We start from the raw sequence: 19,692 nt of genomic DNA, 5'->3' as shown, positions 1-19,692 counted from the left end.
AGCTCAAATGTCGCGTATTGGAAAGCAGCCGGTCCCGGTCCCCAGCGGGGTCGACGTGTCGATCGACGGGCAGAACGTGTCGGTGAAGGGGCCCAAGGGCACTCTCGAACTGGCGGTGGCCGACCCGATCCGGGTCGCCCGTGACGACGACGGCGCCATCGTGGTGTCGCGGCCCGACGACGAGCGGCGCAGCCGTTCGCTGCACGGTCTGTCGCGCACGCTGGTGGCGAACCTTATCACCGGCGTCACCGAGGGTTACACCACCAAGATGGAGATCTTCGGTGTCGGTTACCGCGTGCAGCTCAAGGGTTCCAACCTCGAGTTCGCGTTGGGCTACAGCCACCCGGTGGTCATCACTGCCCCCGAGGGGGTGACGTTCGCGGTGGAGACACCGACGAAGTTCTCGATCTCCGGCATCGACAAGCAGAAGGTCGGCCAGGTCGCGGCGAACATCCGCCGCCTGCGCAAGAGCGATCCCTACAAGGGCAAGGGCATCCGCTACGAGGGCGAGCAGATCCGTCGCAAGGTCGGAAAGACAGGTAAGTAAATGGCTTCGACAACAAATTCGGCAGCGCCGACGCGCAAGCCCGTGGGCCAGAACATCTCGCAGACCCGGCGGGTTGCGCGGCTGCGTCGGCACGCTCGCCTGCGCAAGAAGATCTCCGGCACGGCAGAGGTGCCGCGGTTGGTGGTCAACCGTTCGTCACGGCACATTCACGTGCAGCTGGTGAACGACCTCGAAGGCACCACGCTGGCCGCGGCGTCCTCGATCGAGGCCGATGTGCGGGCGGTCGACGGTGACAAGAAAGCCCACAGCGTGCGGGTCGGTCAGCTGATCGCCGAGCGCGCGAAGGCCGCAGGGATCGACAAGGTCGTGTTCGACCGCGGTGGGTACACCTACGGCGGACGGATCGCGGCGCTGGCCGATGCGGCGCGCGAAGGCGGGTTGGAATTCTGATGACTGAGCTCAACACAATGGGAAGGACTGCATGATGGCCGAACAGGCAACAGCCGGCGGCCCCCAGGACGGCCGCGGGTCGCGGGGCGACCGCGACGGACGTGGTCGTCGCGACGACCGTGGCGGTCGCGGCCGCGACGGCGGCGACAAGAGCAACTACCTCGAGCGCGTCGTCTCGATCAACCGCGTCTCCAAGGTGGTCAAGGGTGGCCGCCGGTTCAGCTTCACCGCGCTGGTGATCGTCGGCGACGGCAAGGGCATGGTCGGCGTCGGATACGGCAAGGCCAAGGAAGTTCCCGCCGCCATCGCCAAGGGCGTCGAAGAAGCACGCAAGAACTTCTTCCGGGTTCCGCTGATCGGCGGCACCATCACCCACCCGGTGCAGGGCGAAGCCGCCGCCGGTGTGGTGATGCTGCGTCCGGCCAGCCCCGGTACCGGTGTGATCGCCGGCGGTGCGGCTCGCGCGGTGCTGGAATGCGCCGGCGTGCACGACATCCTGGCCAAGTCGCTGGGCAGCGACAACGCGATCAACGTGGTGCACGCCACCGTTGCCGCGCTGAAGCTGCTGCAGCGTCCCGAAGAGGTCGCCGCCCGACGCGGGCTGCCGATTGAAGATGTGGCGCCTGCGGGCATGCTGCGGGCGCGCCGGGAGGCCGAGGCGCTTGCCGCGTCGGCAGCGCGTGAAGGGTCGTCGTAAATGGCAGAGCTGAAGATCACTCAGGTGCGCAGCACCATCGGTGCGCGCTGGAAGCAGCGGGAGAGCCTGCGGTCGTTGGGGCTGCGCAAGATTCGCCAGTCCGTTGTCCGTGAGGACAACGCGCAGACGCGCGGCCTGATCAAGACCGTGCATCACCTCGTCAAAGTTGAGGCAGTAGAGGCCGGCGATGAGCGCTCGCGCGAAGAGCGGAAGGCTAAAGCATGACACCTATCAAACTGCATGACCTGAAACCGGCACCCGGTTCGAAGACCGCCAAGACCCGGGTGGGTCGGGGCGAGGGTTCGAAGGGTAAGACCGCGGGTCGCGGCACCAAGGGCACCAAGGCCCGCAAGAACGTCCCCGCGACGTTCGAGGGCGGTCAGATGCCGATCCACATGCGGCTGCCGAAGCTCAAGGGCTTCCGCAACCGCTTCCGCACAGAGTACGAGGTCGTCAACGTCGGCGACATCAACAAGCTGTTCCCGAAGGGCGGTGACGTCGGTGTGGACGAGCTGGTGGCCGCGGGCGCGGTGCGCAAGAACGCACTGGTCAAGGTGCTCGGCGACGGCAAGCTCACCGTCAAGGTGAACGTCACCGCGCACAAGTTCAGCGGCAGTGCGCGCGAGAAGATCTCCTCGGCGGGCGGTTCGGCGACCGAGCTGTAACCCCGCGTCGACCGGGAGCCCCTGCCGTGGAGGCGGGGGCTTTCGTGTCGGGCGGTCGTAACGTCGGGCGCCGTCCGCCGATATGGTGCGTAGGCGTGACACATCAGGAGCAGATATGACCTACCTCCGCCGGCTCACCGCCGTCGCTGGGGCCGCCGGTATCGCGTTGTTCGGCGGCGTGGCGACCGCCCACGCCCAGGACGACGATGCGAAGTTCGCCGATCGCGTCGAGGCGCTGCAGATTCCGCTCGGTGAAACCGACCTGCCTGCGTTGGGTCAGGGTATCTGCGACATGCTGACCGCGGGTCTGGACGGCACCGCCAACCCGGTTCCTGTCGTGCGCGGTGTGGTCAACCGCCTTACCGGCACCGGTATGGATCGCGGGCAGGCCGCGGGGCTGATGCGCGCGGCGGTCGCCGTCTACTGCCCGCAGCACGGCCGTTTCATGGGCCGCTGACCGGGCTTCATTCGAGTCGACGCGGGTCACTTCAGCTGCGGAATGACCGCTGCCGCCAGACGTTCCATCTGCTCACGGTCTTCGGAGACGTTCTCGCCGACGGGGTTGAGCAGTAGCATCTCGGCGCCTGCGTCGACGACATCGCGCAGCCCGCGGACCACGTCGGCGGGTGTGCCGGATACCGGGACCTCGTCGATGCCGGCCATACCGCCGTAGATGCGGCGCAGGCCGGCCAGTACCCGCTCCCTGGCACGCAAGGGGTCATCGTCGACGATCAGGTACACGCGCTTGCCGACGGTGAATTCCGCAGCATCCCTTGATTGTTCGGCGAGTTCGCGGCGAACGCATCTGACGGCTTCGGCGAACGCCGCCGTGGTGGACGAGCCTGCTCCCAGAAACGCGTCGCCGTGGCGCACCGCCCTGGCGATGGCGCGAGAAGCGTTGGCGCCGAACCAGATCGGCGGGTGCGGTCGCTGGACTGGTTTGGGTTGGATCGGCAGCCCGTCGACGTCACGAAACCGGCCGTGAAACGTCACCTTGGGTTCGTCGGACCAGGCCGCCTTCATCAACTCGAGCCCTTCGGTGAAGTTCCTGACGAACGTGGCGCGTTCGACGCCGAAGGCCGCGAACTTGCGGGTGCCGCCGCCAGGGGCCACCCCGAGGTCGAGCCGTCCGTGGCTGAGGTGGTCGACCGCCGTCACCGCTGAGGCCAGTTGAAGCGGTTCGTGCAGGGAGGTCACGAGGACGGCCACCCCCAGGCGGATCCGATCGGTGTGTGCGGCGGCCCATGCGAGCATCTCCAGCGGTGCGAGCAGCGGTGAGGGCCCGATCGTCTGCTCCAGCGTCCACGCGCCAGTGAAGCCCAGTCCTTCAGCCCGGATCAGGTAGTCGCGAGTGGCGCCGGCATCGAAACCGCCCGCGACGCGCTGGGGGATGGAGATGTCGAACCGCACGGCACCACGGTAGACGCGCTCGCCGGGCCGAGGCGCTGCGCGGCGTCGGTAGGCTCGCAACATGTCCGTTTTCCTGCCCGGCATGTCCGGACTCCCCGGTCTCGACGACGTGCGCGCGCTGGCGCGGCGCATCGACACCGCCCGCCACAACGGTATCCCGAACGGATGCGTGCTCGAACTGGACCTGACGTCGGTGCCGAGCGAGACCGCCGGGTTCGACCCGCTGGCATTGATCTCCGGGTCGGGCCGTCCGCTGCTGTTGCGGGAGGCCGTCGCGGCGATCCACCGGGCGGCCGAGGACGACCGGGTCGCGGGCCTGGTCGCTCGGGTGCAGCTGCCCGCTGCGTCGCCGGGCGCGGTGCAGGAACTGCGTTCGGCCATCGCGGCGTTCAGCGACGTCAAGCCGTCGTTGGCGTGGGCCGAGACCTATCCCGGCACGCTGTCGTACTACCTGGCCTCAGCATTCCGCGAGGTGTGGATGCAGCCTGCGGGCACGGTGGGCTTGGTGGGTTTTGCGACGAACGCACTGTTCCTGCGCGGCGCACTCGACAAGATCGGAGTCGAGGCGCAGTTCATCGCGCGCGGTGAATACAAGTCTGCGGCAAACCGTTTCACGGAAGACGGCTACACCGAGGCCCATCGCGAGGCCGACGAACGGTTGATTCAAAGCCTGCACGCCCAGGTGCTGGAGGCGGTCGCACAGTCGCGTCACATCGAGCCCAAGGACGTCGACGCGCTCGCCGACAAGGCGCCCTTGCTGCGCGAAGACGCGCTCGCCGGAAGGTTGATCGACCACGTCGGCTTCCGTGACGAAGCCTACGCACGCATGGCCGAACTGGCCGGCGCACCGGACTTCACGGCAGGCGCGGACGCGGACTCCGAGGACGCGCCGCCGCGGCTGTTCCTGTCGCGTTATGCGCGTGCGACGGCTGAACGCCCGGGTCTGCCCGTGCCGTCCATCCCCGGACGCAAGAAGGCGACGATCGCCGTGGTGACCCTGCACGGCCCGATCGTCAGTGGTCGCGGCGGCACGCAACCGCTGCCGCTAGGCAGTTCGAGCGCGGGCGGCGACACGATCGCCGCGGCGCTTCGCGAAGCCGCGGCCGCCCAAGACGTTTCGGCGATCGTGTTGCGGGTGGACAGCCCCGGCGGCTCGGTGACCGGATCGGAAACCATTTGGCGCGAAGTGCAACAGAGCCGCGACAAGGGCAAGCCGGTGGTCGCGTCCATGGGCGCGGTCGCGGCATCCGGCGGCTACTACGTGTCGATGGCCGCCGATGAGATCGTCGCCAATCCCGGCACCATTACGGGCTCGATCGGTGTGTTGGCGGGCAAGCTAGTGGCCCGCGAGCTCAAGGGGCGTCTTGGCGTCGGCTCCGGAACGGTACGTACCAACCGCAACGCCGACGCCTGGTCGCTCAACGAGCCGTTCACCGACGAGCAGCATGCACATGTGGAGGCCGAGACAGACCTGCTCTACACCGATTTCATCGAGCGGGTCGCGGTGGGCCGCAAGATGAGCGTCGAGGATGTCGACGCCGTCGCGCGCGGTCGGGTGTGGACCGGCGCGGACGCGCACGAGCGCGGGTTGGTCGATCACCTCGGCGGCCTGCGCGCCGCGATCACGAGGGCCAAGGTGTTGGCGGGGATGGACGCCGACGCCGAGGTGCGCATCGTCTCGTATCCGGGTTCGTCGCTGCTGGACCGGCTGCGGCCCAAGGCGTCGTCGCAGCCGGCGGCATCGCTACCGGACGCTGTCGTCGGGTTGCTCGGGCGCTCCGTGGTGAAGCTGGCCGATCAGACCGAGCGTTCGCTCAGTGGCCTGAGCGTGTTGTGGCTCGGTGAGCACCGATTCTGAGCGAACGGTTCAGCATTTGATCGCCGACAGGTAGCTCAGATCTTTGAAAAAGCCGATCGTGCTGTCCTCGTCGAAGGTGAACCCGTTGGCGGCGTAGGCATCCGGCATGTTCTGCGTCGTGACGTCCCAGCCGCGGGCGGTCAGATAGTCGACGACGTCGTTGCGCTCACCGTGATAAATGAGCTCACCCATCTCGATGTTCTGTCCGTAAGCCTGGAACTTCTCGGCGATCTCCCGGGCCCGCTCGTCGGAGAACATGCTGACATCGGGGATGTGCTCGGTGGCCACCCGGCTACCCGGTGCGCTCAGTTCATCGATCCGGTCGAACAGCAGGTCCTGCGCTTCGGGTGGCAGGTAGATCAGCAGTCCCTCGGCGATCCAGGCCGTCGGTTGGGTCGAGTCGAAGCCATTGTCCAGCAGCGCTTTCGGCCAGTCTTCGCGCAGGTCGATCGCCACCACGCGCCGGTTCGCGGCCGGTTCGGCCCCCAACGCCGAAAGGGTGTCGCCCTTGAACGCGATCACCTCCGGCTGGTCGAGCTCGAACACGGTGGTGCCCGTCGGCCACGGCAGGCGGTAGGCGCGAGCGTCGAGCCCAGCGGCCAAGATCACCGCCTGGCGGACATCACGGGCCGCGGCGTCGGCGAACAGCCGGTCGAAATGGCGGGTGCGCACAGCCATTCCCTCGGCGGCGCGACGGGTGTTGAAGCGCGGGTCGATGTCGTCCAGCGATATCTCGCCGTCGAGCGCTCGGATGAAGAAGTCGAGCCCGACCGCGCGCACCAGAGGTTCGGCGTACGGGTCGTCAATCAGGCCCTCGCGGTGGCTCAGTACGCGTTGTGCGGCGACCATGGTCGCGGTCGAGCCGACGCTGGATGCCAGATCCCAGGTGTCGTTGTCGGTACGGGCCATTTGTGCTCCTCAGTTGCGGGTTGCGATGATCGCGAGCGAATCACGCATCGGGGCAAGCAGTTCCGTGTCGGGAAAGTCTCGGCCGTATTCAGCGAACACCTCGGGACGGCTTTTGGTGCACACCTGCCACCCGTGCCCGGTCAGATAATCGACGACGTGGCTGCGCTCGCCCTCGTAGAAGAGGTGCGAGATGTCGAGGTGGATGCCGTTCTCACCCCACTGCTTGCTGATCGCTTTACTGCGTTCGCCGATTGTCGCCGCAGCGTCGGGATGGTATTCGGTGGCGAGCCTGCTGCCCGGTGCGCTGAGCGCGCCGATGTCGTCGAACAGCTTGTCCTGCGCTTCGGGTGGCAAGTAGACGAGCAGTCCTTCCGCGCTCCACGCTGTCGGTTGTGCCGGGTCGAAACCGCTGTCGTGCAACGCTTTCGGCCAATCGTCGCGCAGGTCGATACCGACCGGGCGCAACTGGGCAGAAGGGGAGGCCCCCAGCGAGGACATCGTGGCGGTCTTGAACCCGATCACCTGCGGCTGGTCGATCTCATAGACGACGGTCCCGTCGGGCCACGGCAGCCGGTAGGACCGCGAGTCCAGACCCGACGCCAGGATCACCGCCTGCCGGATGCCACCTCCGGCGGAGGTGAGAAAGAAGTCGTCGAAGAACCGGGTGCGCACTGCGATCATCCTGGCCATGAAGTCGGCACCGGCACCGTCGATGTCGTTGCCTTCGATGCCCCCGTCGACCAGGCCCGTGAAGAAGTCGATGCCGACCGCGCGCACCAGCGGCGCGGCGTACGGATCGTCGAAGAGCGGGTCATCTTCGCGGCTGGCGATCGCGCGGGCAGCGGCGACCATCGTGGCCGTGGTCCCCACGCTCGATGCAGGGTCCCAGCTGTCCGAATCCGTTCGGCTCATTTCTCGAGTATGCCGCTGAGGTACTGCATCTCACCGAATCTGGCGACGTCGTCGTCCTCGGGCAGCGGGGGCAGACCGTTCTCGGCCAGCAGTTCGCCGACCGTGCGACGGGTCAGGCGCCAGCCCCGCTCCTCGAGGTAGGCGCCGGCCTCGTTGCGCTCGCCGATGTAGACGAGTTCGGAGAAGTCGAGTTCGAAGCCGTGTTCGCGCCACCGCTCCGCTGATTCCTGCATCCGGGCCAGTACCTTCTCCCGATCGGCGGGGTCGCTGCTGGAGGGGCCGCTCTCGACCGCGACCCGGCTACCGGGAGCGCTCAACTCGGTGATCGTGTCGAGCAGCTTGTCCTGTGCCTCCGGCGGCAGGTATCCGAGCAGGCCCTCGGCGCTCCATGCGGTCGGCAGGGCCGGGTCGAAACCCGCGTCCTTCAATGCCGCGGGCCAGTCGAAGCGCAAGTCGATCGCCACCGCCCTGCGCAGCGCGGTCGGTTCGGCGCCGAGATCGGCCATTGCCCGGGTCTTGAACGCGATGACGTCGGGCTGGTCGATCTCGAAGACCGTCGTCCCGGCCGGCCATGCCAACCGGTAGGCGCGCGCGTCGAGCCCGGAGGCCAGGATCACCGCCTGCCGTACACCACTTTCGGCGGAGTCTGCGAAGAACTCGTCGAAGAACTTCGTCCGCACCGCCATGTTGTCGGTCATCCGGGCCATTCCGACCGTGGCCCCGTCCGAGGCGTCACCGTCGAGGTCCTCGAGCGTGAGCTCACCGCTGGCCAGGCGGGTGAAGAAGTCCACGCCCACCGCGCGCACCAACGGTTCGGCGTACGGATCGGAGATCAGCGCGTCGGCACCCGTGCTGGCGATCGCCCGCGCCGCGGCGACCATCGTCGCGGTCGCACCGACGCTGCTGGCGAGGTCCCAGGTGTCTCCCTCAAAACGTGGACCCGTACGTGCCATCTCAAACTCCTGACGCTATTGATTAGTGGATATAACGAGATCGGTTCCACGGTATGTTCCCGTCCTGAGAAGTCGCTGTGAGGCGGGGCGATCAGCGGGATGCGGGCCAACGGGGCCCTAACTGTTATTCTCGTAGACTGTTTGACGGGTAACTCTGCAGGCTGCGCGCTTGGCGGGGGTCCGCACACGACTTAACCACGACGCTGGTCGAATCCAGCCCCATCCGCACGCCGCGATCAACAGGCCGGCTGCGCAGGAGGAAGAGTGCTTTCGGCTTTCATCTCATCACTGCGGACGGTCGACCTGAGGCGAAAGATCCTGTTCACCCTCGGCATCGTGATCCTCTACCGGGTCGGGGCCGCGATCCCGTCTCCGGGGGTGAACTACCCGAACGTGCAGGAGTGCATCGCGGAGGTCACCGGCGGTGAGTCCGGCCAGATCTACTCGCTGATCAACCTGTTCTCCGGCGGCGCGTTGCTGCAGTTGTCGGTGTTCGCCGTCGGTGTGATGCCTTACATCACCGCGAGCATCATCGTGCAGCTGCTGACCGTGGTGATCCCGCGTTTCGAGCAGCTGCGTAAGGAAGGCCAGTCCGGCCAGGCCAAGATGACGCAGTACACGCGCTATCTGGCCATTGCGCTGGCCATCCTCCAGAGCACCAGCATCGTGGCGCTGGCGGCCAACGGCGGCCTGCTTCAGGGCTGCTCGCTGGACATCATCCAGGGCCAGCACGAGGGTCTGAACATCTTCACCCTCGTGGTGATGGTGCTGGTGATGACCGCGGGCGCGGCGCTGGTGATGTGGATGGGCGAGCTGGTCACCGAGCGCGGCATCGGCAACGGCATGTCGCTGATCATCTTCGCGAGCATCGCGTCGGCGATCCCGGGTGAGGGTCAGACCATCCTCGAGAGCCGCGGCGGCCTGGTGTTCGCGCTGGTGTGCGCCGGTGCGCTGGCGATCATCGTCGGCGTGGTGTTCGTCGAGCAGGGCCAGCGCCGAATCCCTGTGCAGTACGCCAAGCGGATGGTCGGCCGCAAGATGTACGGCGGCACGTCGACGTACCTGCCGTTGAAGGTGAACCAGGCAGGCGTCATCCCGGTGATCTTCGCCTCGTCGCTGATCTACATCCCGCAGCTCATCACCCAGCTCATCCAGAGCGGAAGCTCGAATCCGAACAGCACCAACTGGTGGAACACGTTCGTCGCGAACTACCTGACAGATCCCAGCAGCCTGGCCTACATCGGCGTCTACTTCGCGCTGATCGTGTTCTTCACCTACTTCTACGTCTCCATCACGTTCAACCCCGATGAGCGGGCCGACGAGATGAAGAAGTTCGGCGGCTTCATCCCCGGCATCCGGCCAGGCAAGCCGACGGCGGACTACCTGCGTTATGTGCTGAGCCGGATCACCCTTCCAGGTTCGATCTACCTGGGTCTGATCGCCGTGCTGCCGAACCTGTTCCTCTCCGTGGGGAGCAGCGGGCCCGTGCAGAACCTGCCGTTCGGTGGTGTGGGCGTACTGATCCTCGTCGGGGTCGGATTGGATACCGTCAAACAGATCGAGAGCCAGCTGATGCAGCGCAATTACGAAGGGTTCCTGAAGTGAGAGTCGTTCTGCTCGGACCGCCCGGCGCCGGCAAGGGAACACAGGCCCAGAAGCTCTCCGAGAAGCTCGGAATTCCGCAGATCTCGACCGGCGACCTCTTCCGCAAGAACATCGGCGACGGCACCCCGCTGGGGCTGGAAGCCAAGAAATACCTCGACGCCGGCGACCTGGTGCCATCGGAGCTGACGAACAAGCTGGTCGAGGACCGCATCGAACAGCCGGACGCGGCCGACGGGTTCATCCTCGACGGTTACCCCCGCTCCGTGGAGCAGGCCAAGGCGCTGGACGACATGCTCAAGCGCCACGACACCAGGCTCGACGCGGTGCTGGAGTTCAAGGTCTCCGAGGACGAGCTGTTCAAGCGTCTCAAGTCCCGCGGCCGCGAAGACGACACCGAAGACGTGATCCGTAACCGCATGCAGGTCTATCGCGACGAGACCTACCCCCTGCTCGAGTACTACAGCAGCAACAACCTGCAGCAAGTCGACGCGGTCGGCGCCCTCGACGAGGTTTTCGCGCGCGCACTGCAGGCGCTCGGTAAGTAGCGGATATGGGCCTGATGGGCCTGCGCGGACGCAAGGTCGTACCGCAGCGCACCCCCGATGAACTTGACGCGATGGCCGTCGCGGGAGCCTTGGTGGCGTCGGCGCTGGCCGCGGTCCGTCAGGCCGCCGCCCCCGGCGTGACCACTATGGCGCTCGACGAGGTCGCCGAGTCGGTGATTCGCGACGGCGGAGGTGTGCCCTCCTTCCTCGGCTACCACGGATATCCCGCGAGCATCTGTTCCTCGGTCAATGACCGTGTGGTGCACGGCATTCCGTCTGCGGCAGAAACCCTGGCGCCCGGGGACCTGGTGTCCATCGACTGCGGGGCGATCGTCGACGGCTGGCACGGCGACTCGGCCATCACGTTCGGGGTCGGGACGCTGATCCCGGTCGACGAGGCGTTGTCGCAGGCCACCAAGGAAGCCATGGAGGCAGGCGCGTCCGCGATGGTGCCCGGCAACCGGCTCACCGACGTTTCACACGCCATCGAGACCGCGGCGCGCGCCGCCGAGAACCGATACGGCCGCAAGTTCTTCATCGTCGACGGTTACGGCGGCCACGGCATCGGACGGCAGATGCACATGGACCCGTTCCTGCCCAACGAGGGCGCGCCCGGCCGCGGCCCCTATCTGGCGGTCGGGTCGGTGCTGGCCATCGAGCCGATGCTGACGCTGGGCACCACCAGGACCGTGATCCTCGAGGACGAGTGGACCGTCGTGACCGCAGACGGATCGCGGGCGGCCCACTGGGAGCACACCGTGGCCGTCACCGAGGACGGGCCGCGGATCCTCACTCAGTAGGCCGCCCGCCCGCAATCATCTAAGGGCGGTTAGCCCTCGCCCATACCCTGCACGGGTTCGGGTGCGGCGTCCCCGCGGACCGCCTTCTCGATCCGGGCGCCCAGATCGTCGTCGACGTTGCGCCAGTACTCCAGCGACCGGTCGAGCACCTCGCCGGTCACCCCGTCGAGGCTGCCCGCGATCGTCTCGACCGCCGCGGTGCGTTGCGCGTCGTTCCACACCTTGCGCACCATCGTGCCGGGCTGGCCGAAGTCGTCGTCCTCGGCGTGCAACGCGTAGGCCGAGCGCACCAGTTCGGCGTCTGCCTCCCAGCCGTCCTCGGCCGGGCCGGTGGTGTCCGACCACGGACGTCCGCCGCTGTTGGGCGCGTAAACCGGTGCCGCGCCGGAGTGGTGGTAGGTCATCTGGCCGTCGAACATGTAGGAGTTCATCGGCACCCCGTCGCGCGGCTGGTTCACCGGCAGCTGGTGGAAGTTGGTGCCGATCCGGTTGCGCTGCGCGTCGCTGTAGGCGAACGCGCGGCCGAGCAGCATCTTGTCCGGCGACAGGCCGATACCCGGCACCGTGTTACCCGGGGAGAACGCCGCCTGTTCGATCTGGGCGAAGAAGTTCTCCGGGTTGCGGTTGAGCGTGAAGCTGCCGACCGGAATCAGCGGGTAGTCCGCGTGCGGCCACACCTTGGTCAGGTCGAACGGGTTGAACCGGTAATCGGCCGCCTCGGCATACGGCATCACCTGCACCGAGAGCCGCCAGCTTGGGTGCTCTCCCCGGTTAATCGCATCGAAGAGGTCCCGGCGGTGGAAGTCGCTGTCCTCACCGGCCAGGGCGGCGGCCTCGTCGTTGGTGAGGAACTCCATGCCCTGGTCGGTGTGGAAGTGGTACTTCACCCAGAACTTCTCGCCTGCGGCGTTGACCCACATGTAGGTGTGCGAGCCGTAGCCGTTCATGTGGCGCCAGGTCCGTGGCAGGCCGCGCTCACCCATCAGGTAGGTCACCTGGTGGGCGGACTCGGGGTTCAAACTCCAGAAATCCCACTGCATCTGCGAGGACCGCAGGCCGGAGTCGGGCAGCCGCTTCTGGCTGCGGATGAAATGGGGGAACTTCATCGGGTCGCGGACGAAGAAGATCGGCGTGTTGTTGCCGACCAGGTCGTAGTTGCCTTCTGAGGTGTAGAACTTCAGCGAGTATCCGCGCACATCCCGCCAGGTGTCCGGGCTGCCCTGTTCACCGGCCACTGTCGAAAACCGAATCAGCAGATCGGTTTTCGCGCCCTTCTGGAACAGTGCGGCCTTGGTGAACTGCGAGACGTCCTCGGTGGCGGTGAACACCCCGAAGGCGCCGGAGCCCTTGGCGTGCGGGCTGCGTTCGGGGACACGCTCACGGTTGAAGTGGGCCATTTGCTCCAGGAAATGCACGTCGTGCAGGACGAGTGGTCCGTTCGAGCCGACGCTGAGACTATTGCGGTCGCTGAAAGCCGGTGCGCCGGTGCCGGTGGTGGAGCCGAATTTCGAAGCGGTCATCAGAATCTCCATTCAAATGGGTTGTGTGCTGCCATTGCAGTCGGGGCATAGGCCCCAGAACGTCACTTCGGCCTCGTCGATCGCGTAGCCGGTTGCACCGTCGGCATGTAGGCACGGGGCTCGCCCGGTGGCGCACTCGACGTCGTCGATGGCGCCGCACGATCGACAGACCACGTGGTGATGGTTGTCGCCGGTCTGCAGTTCGAAGCGGGCGCGTGAGCCGGCCGGTTCGACGCGGCGTAACAAGCCCGCGCCGGTGAGGGCGTAGAGCACGTCGTAAACCGCTTGTGTCGACAGCGATCCGATGCGCCGACGCGCTCCGGCGGCGATCTCTTCGACGTCGGCGTGCGGATGCTTCTGGACCTCGGCGAGCACCGCGAGTCGGGGTTTGGTGATTCGCAGCCCCGCGGCGCGCAGATCGTCGTGCCAACGACTCACGGACATGCGGCCCCTCCGAATACTTGAACCAGTCAAGTTTCTAGTCTGCCTCAATCCCTTGCATTATGCAAGTCTTGCAAAAAGCAATACCTAGGAGGTCAGCAGTGCTGAGTGGGTGCGCCCGCGTGCGACAATTTCGGCATGCACGCGCCCGGAATACCGACGTGACCAAGACACCAAAAGAAGAGCTGACGGCGTTCGAGGTGGCGGCCAGGGATTTGGTGGGCCTGGCGCTGCGCAGTGTCGAAGAGGTGGACGTCTCGCTGCCGCAGTTCCGGTTGCTCGCGGTGTTGCAACAGCGCGGCCGATCGACGTCGACGGAATGCGCCAAGGCGCTCGGCGTGGTCGGATCCACGGTGACGCGTCTGGCCGACCGACTGCATGCCTCTGGCCACCTGGTGCGCGGCTCGGATCCGTCGAACCGCAGCGTCGTCACCCTGGAGTTGACCGCTTCGGGCCGCAAACTGGTGCGGCAGGTCACCGCTCGTCGGCGCCGCGAACTGGCCCGGGTGCTCGACCACATCGACCCGGCCGAGCGGGCGGCGTGTGCGGCGGTGCTGCGCACCCTGCATGAGCGGTTCGCCGACAGCCAGGCAGGCGCCCGGCGCAACTCCGTCCCGCTGTGAAGATGCAGCGCCGATACTGAACCGGATGACCGCCAACCTCGTGTCTAGGGCGGAGGTTGATTTTGGACGACCCGGACGCGACCGTCATGCGGGTGCTCTATGCCGAGCACGCCGCCGCGATCTGGCGCTATGCGGTCCGGCTGACCGGCGATACGGCCCGGGCGGAGGATGTGGTGCAGGAGACGCTACTGCGGGCGTGGCGACACCCCGAGGTGACGGCCGACTCCTCGAGGTCGGCGCGGCCGTGGTTGTTCACCGTGGCCCGCAACCTCATCATCGACGAGACGCGCAGTGCCCGCTTCCGTAGCGAATCCGGCGCCGCCGACATGGAGACGACCGCGGACCGGGCCGGGCCCGACGAGGTGGAGGCTGCGTTGAACCGAATGATGCTCGGCGAAGCCGTCGGTGCGCTGTCCGATGAGCATCGCGCGGTCATCAGCCGCGCGTACTACCAGGGCTGGACCACGGCGCAGATCGCAGCCGACCTCCACATCGCCGAGGGCACGGTGAAGTCACGGCTGCACTACGGGGTACGAGCGCTCAAGCTCAAGTTGGAGGAGATGGGGGTGACACGGTGACGGCATTCGAACCCGTCCTCGGCCGGGCGGACGACGATCGGTACGCCACGTGGGACGCCGCCTACGTCCTGGGCTCGCTGACCGAACAGGACCGCCGCGAGTACGAGGCACATCTTGCGACCTGTGAGCGCTGCACGGCCGCGGTCGCCGAACTGCGCGACATCTCCACTCTGCTGAGCACGGTCGAACCCGCCGAGTTCGACGGCCGCCCACCCACGCACCCAGAACCCCCGCCGGAACTGTTGAGCGGGTTGTTGGACAGGGTGCGCGCGCGACGTAGGCGGTCGCGGTGGATGACCTCGGCCGCCATCGGTCTGGCCGCCGCGGTGCTGGCGGTCGGCATCGCGATCGCGGTCCGTCCGGAGGCGTTCGGGTTGCAGACCGCTACACCGCCGCAGGCGTCGGGTCAGCAGCTGGAGATGGCCAAGGTTTCCAAGACGCCGATCAACGCGACCATCTCGATGACGGGGTACGGCTGGGGCACTCGAATCGACATGGCATGCACCTACGGCGACTGGGGCCAACGCGATGCGCCGCCCCAGAACCTGGGGATGGTTGTGGTGGGACACGACGGCAGCCGCAACCAAGTCGCGACGTGGCTGGGGCTGTCGGGCGCTACCGCACTGCCGAGCGCCACCACGCCGATGCAGATGGACGAAATCGCTGCCGTGCAACTGGTTTCACCCGACTCCGGTGAAGTGCTTCTTGAGCGTTCGCTGTGAATGTTCTGAACCGATGAACTCCACGTGCCCGCGCACCGTGTAACTCGCTGAAGTCCGAAAGCAGGTGAGAGATGGGCCACCGAGTCGTCGACCACATCGTCGAGTACCTTGCGGCGATCGGCGTGCGGTTCATCTTCGGTGTCGACGGTGCCAACATCGAAGATCTCTACGACGCGGCGTATTTCCGTTCCGACATCGACGCCGTACTCGCCAAGCACGAGTTCTCCGCGGCCACCATGGCCGACGGATACAGCCGCGGCGGCTGCGGAATCGGCGTGGTGGCGGCAACGTCGGGTGGCGGCTGCTTGAACACCGTTCCCGCACTGGGGGAAGCGTTGGCCAGCCGAGTGCCGGTGCTGGCGTTGATCGGACAACCGCCGAGCGCACTCGACGGTCGAGGCGCGTTCCAGGACACCAGCGGACGCAACGGGGCACTCGATGCGCACGCGCTGTTCTCGGCGGTGTCGGTGCACTGCCGGCGGATACTCACGCCCGCGGACATCGTGACCGCACTTCCCGCAGCGATCGAGGCCGCAGCGGCCCGGCGAGGGCCGTCGGTGCTGTTGCTACCCAAGGACATCCAGCAAGCCGAGGTGCCGGTCAACGGCGGCGCGGCGGTCGGTGGGCGCGCCGGTGTGGCACCGGCTGCCCCGCATGCGGTCGCACGTGCGCTTCGGAGAGCCGAGGGCCCCGTCACGATCATCGCCGGAGAACAGGTTGCCCGCGACGACGCGCGTGCCGAACTCGAGGCGCTGCGAGCGCTGCTGCGCGCCCGGGTGGCCACCGTGCCCGACGCAAAGGACGCCGCGGGCACACCGGGGATGGGATCGTCGTCGGCGCTGGGCGTGACCGGGGTGATGGGTCATCCGACCATCGCCTCGGCCGTGGCCGGCAGTGGGGTGTGCCTCCTGGTGGGCACCATGATGACGCTGACGGCGCGGGCCGGCCTCGAGAACGCCCTGGCCACGGTTCCCGTGTACTCGATCGGCTCCGCCCCACCGTATCTCGCGTGCACCCACGCGCACACCGACGATCTGCGCACCTCGCTGGCGGCGCTCACCGAGGCGCTGTCAGGTGCGGGCCGGCCTGCGCGCCTGCGGGTGCCCGACACGGTGATGCGGGACGAGTTGCGCCCGCCGCCCCATCACGGAACCGGCATCCGGTATCGCGACGCGATGGTCGCGCTCGACGCGACGCTGCCCGACGGGGTGGACATCGTGGTCGATGCGGGCAATATCGGGGCGGCGGCGATTCATCACCTGCCGGTGCGTCGCGACGGCCGGTTCGTCGTCGCGCTCGGCATGGGGGGCATGGGATACAGCTTCGGCGCGGGAATCGGAATGGCCTTCGGACGGGGCAGGCGGACGCTGGTGATAGCGGGCGACGGCAGTTTCCTCATGCACGGCATGGAGATTCACACCGCGCGCGAGTACGGGCTGCCGGTGACGTTCCTGCTGTTCGACAACCACGCGCACGCGATGTGCCTCACCCGCGAGCAGCTGTTCTACGGCGATCGCTACAGCTACAACCGGTTCGGGCCGAGCCGGTTGGGGGCCGGCCTTGGCGCGATGTTCCCGGGACTGCCCGCCGCCGACATCGAGGACGTCGCATCGCTGCCCGCCGCACTCACAGCCGCGCTCGAGACCGACGGCCCCGCCGTCATCAGCATCGAATGTTGTGCCGACGAGATCCCGCCGTTCGCGGCGTTCCTCGACCGAGTCAACGTCAAACCACCTGCCGCAGAGGAGATCCGCAACCATGTCCCTGCCCGCCCTTGACGACATCACCACCCATCGCGGCACTGGCGAGCCGCTCGACGGCCTCATCCGCGTCGAGACGTCACCGCGTGAGAAGGCCACCCCGATCATCATGGAGATGATGCGGTCGGTCTATCCGCACGACTCCGTCTACGGCGAGTACTGCACCGTTAACGAGTACGTCGACTGTCCACCCGGCGCGTTGTTCGAATACCTCTCCGACACAAGGTGTCTGGAGGAATGGACCTACAGCCTGCGCGGTTTCACCCCCACCGAGGAACCAGGGCTGTGGGTGGCCTACGACCGGCTGGGCTCGCAGACGCAGATCTTCACCCGCACGGTCGCCAACGATGCGGCCATGACGGTGGATTACCACTGCGCGTGGGATCAGGGCAGGCACCTGTGGATGATCTACCTGATGCGCGTCGTCGATGCCCAGGTCGTGTTCGACAAACCCGGTTCGGTGGTGCTGTGGACCAACTGTCATCACCCGTTCTACGACCGCAACCCGTACCCGGAGTCGGCCCCGCCCGAACGACCCGTATGGGTGGGCGACTTCTGGGACATGTTCGGTCCCGGCCACCTGCTCGAGTTGCGCAATCTCAAGGCGATCGCCGAGTACCGGCACCGCAACGGCCTTCCCGTGACGCCCGATTGGATGAGGTGAGTTCGGTATGACCGTCAGCCTTCTGGACGTATCGACGTACCTGCCCGGTGAGCCGATCGGCGCCGAATACTATGCGCAGTTCGCCGAATCCGACGATCTGCGGGACAGCATGATGTTCCGCGCCCCCAGATTCCGCCATCACGTCGCGCCCGACGAGACCGCCGTCGACATGGTCGAGCGGGCGGCCGCCGGCCTGATCGAGCGTCACGGCCAGGACGCCGTCGCCGGCGCCGACGTCCTGATCACCCACACGCAGATGCCCGACGTCCCGTTCTACGGTGGCGGCGGCGCCATGGCGCACCGACTCGGTATGAAGCCGACATGGGTGCTCGATCTGCACAACGGCGGCTGCGCGGCGTTCGTGTTCGGGCTGCAGGTGGCGCGGCAGCTGCTGTCCTCCGGCGCGGGACGCACGGCGCTGGTCGCCGTCGCGCAGAACGCCGCCGGTCAGGTCTTCGACCAACCGCAGGTGCGGCGCAAGGCGCAGGCATCGGTGCCGGGCGACGGCGCGGCCGTCGGCCTGGTGGCGGTGTCGGAGCAGTCACCGATCCTCGACGTCGAATGTCGTACCTACGGCGAGTTCGCCGGCGATATGACGATCGCGTCCGACCCGCCGCGCAAGTGGTGGCAGCCGGGTCCGGGGGAGGGCTACATCGGTTTCACCGAAAGCAAGATCACCAAGGTGCTGGCGCGAGGCAACCGGCAGGTTCCCGAGGTGTCGTACGCGGTATGCGACCGCATCGGGATCAAGCCCCCCGATCTAAATCTGCTCGTCACCAACCAGCCGAACCGGGTGTTCTTGCGCAACTGGCGAGAAGCGCTCGAACTCCCGCCCGAGCGTCACGTCGACACCTTCGACCAGTGCGGCAACCTGTTCGCCGCGGGTATTCCGGTCAACCTCGATCGTGCGATCGACAGCGGAAGACTCCAACCGGGGGAGGTCGTGTTGATGGCGGCGTTCGCCCACGCCGGTGATTTCGCCGGGGCGGCCGCAGTGCGGTGGGGCGGCCGCGGCTGATGTCCGAACCGATGCACAGGGGAGCGGAGGCGCTCGGCGCGCTACCCACCTCATTGGACCCGATGGCGCTGTCGCTCAACGAGAATCCCTTCCCGCCACTGCCGTCCGTGCGTTCGGCGCTGAGCGCCTCGATCGAGGCGGCCAACCGGTATCCGGAGTACCTGCCAGAGCGGCTGCGCTCGCTGATCGCCGGACACACGGGCCTGTGCGACGAGCAGGTCGTGGTCGGGGCCGGCGCCACCGGTGTGATCATGCAGGTGTTGCATGCGGTGACGGATCCTGGCGATCGAATCGTCATGGCCACGCCGACGTTCGACGGATATCCGATCTTCGCGCAGATGGCGCGGCTGGAATCGGTCCCCGTTGCCCTGGACGCGCACGGTCACCACGATCTCGACGCGATGGCGTCGGCCGCGACCGGTGCCAAGGTCGTGGTGGTGTGCCGTCCGCACAACCCGACCGGCACAGTCGAGCACGGCGCCGAACTCGAGCGGTTCCTTCGGCGCCTGTCGCCGGAGACGGTGGTCCTTCTCGACGAGGCCTACGCGGAGTTCCTGGCGCCGGAGTGCCGCATGGACGCCGTCGGATTGGTCGCGCGGCACCCCAATGTGGTGGTGCTGCGGACGTTTTCGAAGGCCTACGGGTTGGCCGGACTCCGGATCGGGTACGGCTTCTGCGCCCCGCAGCTGGCCCGCAGGCTGTGGAGCATGCAACTGCCTTTTGGTGTCGCGATCACCGCACTCGTTGCGGTCGCGGCGTCGTTTGACGCGGAAGCCGAGCTGTGTCAACGCATCCGGATGATCACCAGCGAGCGTCGACACCTGCGCATGCGGCTGCGGTCCATGGGGGTGTACAGCACCGAGAGCAACGCCAACTTCGTCTACGTGCCGGACTGTGGCCGTGGCTGGGGGCAGATCTTCGAGACGAACGGAGTGCGTGTCCGCCAGTACGCCGACGGTGGCGTGCGCATCACCGTGGGAGACCGCAGATCCACCCGCGCTGTGGTGGCCGCGGTCGCCCAGGCCATGCGCTGAAATCTGCTGACCGCGCCGAT

At 67.1% G+C, this 19,692-nt stretch carries 23 protein-coding genes; 17 read left to right on the top strand and 6 right to left on the bottom strand.

Annotation, left to right across the window (positions count from 1 at the left end):
* The first annotated feature begins 7 nt into the window (after positions 1–7).
* The 6 genes from rplF (at position 8) to A5790_RS22570 (ending at position 2,777) form a co-directional block, all read left to right on the top strand.
* The gene (gene rplF / locus A5790_RS22595; protein WP_066849466.1) at positions 8–547 is read left to right on the top strand and encodes a 50S ribosomal protein L6; all 540 of its coding nucleotides are present in this window, start codon (positions 8–10) and stop codon (positions 545–547) included.
* Positions 548–958: a 50S ribosomal protein L18 gene (rplR, locus tag A5790_RS22590; protein ID WP_064345609.1), complete on the top strand. Its 411-nt coding sequence runs from the start codon at positions 548–550 to the stop codon at positions 956–958.
* 34 nt (positions 959–992) lie between these two features.
* A complete protein-coding gene (gene rpsE / locus A5790_RS22585; RefSeq protein WP_064423144.1) occupies positions 993–1,655 on the top strand; it encodes a 30S ribosomal protein S5 in 663 nt (220 codons plus the stop codon).
* Positions 1,656–1,880: a 50S ribosomal protein L30 gene (rpmD, locus tag A5790_RS22580; RefSeq protein WP_066849464.1), complete on the top strand. Its 225-nt coding sequence runs from the start codon at positions 1,656–1,658 to the stop codon at positions 1,878–1,880.
* Positions 1,877–2,320 carry a 50S ribosomal protein L15 gene (gene rplO / locus A5790_RS22575; protein ID WP_064419497.1) on the top strand — a complete coding sequence of 148 codons (444 nt, stop codon included), beginning with the start codon at positions 1,877–1,879 and terminating at the stop codon, positions 2,318–2,320. Before rpmD ends, rplO begins: the two co-directional genes overlap by 4 nt.
* 115 nt (positions 2,321–2,435) lie before the next feature.
* Entirely contained in the window at positions 2,436–2,777 is a 342-nt protein-coding gene (locus tag A5790_RS22570; RefSeq protein ID WP_066849462.1) for a DUF732 domain-containing protein, read from the top strand.
* Positions 2,778–2,803: 26 nt separating this feature from the next.
* On the opposite strand, the gene A5790_RS22565 is transcribed toward A5790_RS22570, so the two are convergent.
* The gene (locus tag A5790_RS22565) at positions 2,804–3,730 is read right to left on the bottom strand and encodes an LLM class flavin-dependent oxidoreductase (RefSeq protein WP_066849461.1); all 927 of its coding nucleotides are present in this window, start codon (positions 3,728–3,730) and stop codon (positions 2,804–2,806) included.
* Between the two features lie 61 nt (positions 3,731–3,791).
* On the opposite strand from A5790_RS22565, the gene sppA reads away from it, so the two are divergent.
* Positions 3,792–5,588: a signal peptide peptidase SppA gene (gene sppA / locus A5790_RS22560; RefSeq protein WP_066849460.1), complete on the top strand. Its 1,797-nt coding sequence runs from the start codon at positions 3,792–3,794 to the stop codon at positions 5,586–5,588.
* Positions 5,589–5,597: 9 nt separating this feature from the next.
* Here the strand turns inward: sppA and A5790_RS22555 are convergent, their stop codons facing one another.
* From A5790_RS22555 to A5790_RS22545, 3 genes are read right to left on the bottom strand one after another with little or no spacing between them, the layout of a single operon-like run.
* The gene (locus tag A5790_RS22555; RefSeq protein ID WP_066849458.1) at positions 5,598–6,497 is read right to left on the bottom strand and encodes a class I SAM-dependent methyltransferase; all 900 of its coding nucleotides are present in this window, start codon (positions 6,495–6,497) and stop codon (positions 5,598–5,600) included.
* A 9-nt stretch (positions 6,498–6,506) separates the two neighbouring features.
* Positions 6,507–7,409 (bottom strand): class I SAM-dependent methyltransferase, encoded by a 903-nt coding sequence (locus tag A5790_RS22550; RefSeq protein WP_066849456.1) that lies wholly within the window; start codon positions 7,407–7,409, stop codon positions 6,507–6,509.
* Positions 7,406–8,362, bottom strand: a complete 957-nt coding sequence (locus A5790_RS22545; protein ID WP_066849453.1) for a class I SAM-dependent methyltransferase — start codon at positions 8,360–8,362, stop codon at positions 7,406–7,408. Before A5790_RS22545 ends, A5790_RS22550 begins: the two co-directional genes overlap by 4 nt.
* 264 nt (positions 8,363–8,626) lie before the next feature.
* On the opposite strand from A5790_RS22545, the gene secY reads away from it, so the two are divergent.
* From secY to map, 3 genes are read left to right on the top strand one after another with little or no spacing between them, the layout of a single operon-like run.
* Positions 8,627–9,967 (top strand): preprotein translocase subunit SecY, encoded by a 1,341-nt coding sequence (secY, locus tag A5790_RS22540; protein WP_066849450.1) that lies wholly within the window; start codon positions 8,627–8,629, stop codon positions 9,965–9,967.
* A complete protein-coding gene (locus A5790_RS22535) occupies positions 9,964–10,512 on the top strand; it encodes an adenylate kinase (RefSeq protein ID WP_066849448.1) in 549 nt (182 codons plus the stop codon). The genes secY and A5790_RS22535 overlap by 4 nt, the downstream gene beginning before the upstream one ends.
* 5 nt (positions 10,513–10,517) lie before the next feature.
* Positions 10,518–11,312, top strand: a complete 795-nt coding sequence (map, locus tag A5790_RS22530) for a type I methionyl aminopeptidase (protein WP_066849445.1) — start codon at positions 10,518–10,520, stop codon at positions 11,310–11,312.
* Positions 11,313–11,341: 29 nt separating this feature from the next.
* Here the strand turns inward: map and A5790_RS22525 are convergent, their stop codons facing one another.
* Positions 11,342–12,832, bottom strand: coding sequence for a catalase (locus A5790_RS22525; protein WP_066849828.1), 1,491 nt, complete (start codon positions 12,830–12,832; stop codon positions 11,342–11,344).
* 12 nt (positions 12,833–12,844) lie between these two features.
* A complete protein-coding gene (locus A5790_RS22520) occupies positions 12,845–13,276 on the bottom strand; it encodes a Fur family transcriptional regulator (RefSeq protein WP_066849442.1) in 432 nt (143 codons plus the stop codon).
* Positions 13,277–13,434: 158 nt separating this feature from the next.
* Between A5790_RS22520 and A5790_RS22515 the strand changes: the two genes are divergently transcribed.
* The 7 genes from A5790_RS22515 (at position 13,435) to A5790_RS22485 (ending at position 19,672) form a co-directional block, all read left to right on the top strand.
* On the top strand, positions 13,435–13,896 hold the full coding sequence (locus tag A5790_RS22515) for a MarR family winged helix-turn-helix transcriptional regulator (RefSeq protein WP_066849439.1): 462 nt from the start codon (positions 13,435–13,437) through the stop codon (positions 13,894–13,896).
* A gap of 62 nt (positions 13,897–13,958) precedes the next feature.
* Positions 13,959–14,474 (top strand): sigma-70 family RNA polymerase sigma factor, encoded by a 516-nt coding sequence (locus tag A5790_RS22510; protein ID WP_066849436.1) that lies wholly within the window; start codon positions 13,959–13,961, stop codon positions 14,472–14,474.
* Positions 14,471–15,196: an anti-sigma factor gene (locus tag A5790_RS22505; protein WP_066849433.1), complete on the top strand. Its 726-nt coding sequence runs from the start codon at positions 14,471–14,473 to the stop codon at positions 15,194–15,196. The genes A5790_RS22510 and A5790_RS22505 overlap by 4 nt, the downstream gene beginning before the upstream one ends.
* A gap of 71 nt (positions 15,197–15,267) precedes the next feature.
* A complete protein-coding gene (locus A5790_RS22500) occupies positions 15,268–16,974 on the top strand; it encodes a thiamine pyrophosphate-binding protein (RefSeq protein WP_066849431.1) in 1,707 nt (568 codons plus the stop codon).
* Entirely contained in the window at positions 16,955–17,620 is a 666-nt protein-coding gene (locus tag A5790_RS22495) for a hypothetical protein (RefSeq protein WP_066849429.1), read from the top strand. Before A5790_RS22500 ends, A5790_RS22495 begins: the two co-directional genes overlap by 20 nt.
* Before the next feature lie 7 nt (positions 17,621–17,627).
* Complete coding sequence (locus A5790_RS22490) at positions 17,628–18,638, top strand: 3-oxoacyl-ACP synthase III family protein (RefSeq protein WP_066849428.1); 1,011 nt, start codon at positions 17,628–17,630, stop codon at positions 18,636–18,638.
* Entirely contained in the window at positions 18,638–19,672 is a 1,035-nt protein-coding gene (locus A5790_RS22485) for a histidinol-phosphate transaminase (protein ID WP_066849823.1), read from the top strand. The genes A5790_RS22490 and A5790_RS22485 overlap by 1 nt, the downstream gene beginning before the upstream one ends.
* Positions 19,673–19,692 lie beyond the last annotated feature (20 nt).

Origin of the sequence: Mycobacterium sp. 852002-51152_SCH6134967, assembly GCF_001667105.1 — a bacterium.
In the GTDB taxonomy this organism is placed as follows: domain Bacteria; phylum Actinomycetota; class Actinomycetes; order Mycobacteriales; family Mycobacteriaceae; genus Mycobacterium; species Mycobacterium neumannii_A.
The sequence above is the reverse complement of the archived record's forward strand: the minus strand, read 5'-3'. Positions and strand labels throughout refer to the sequence as shown.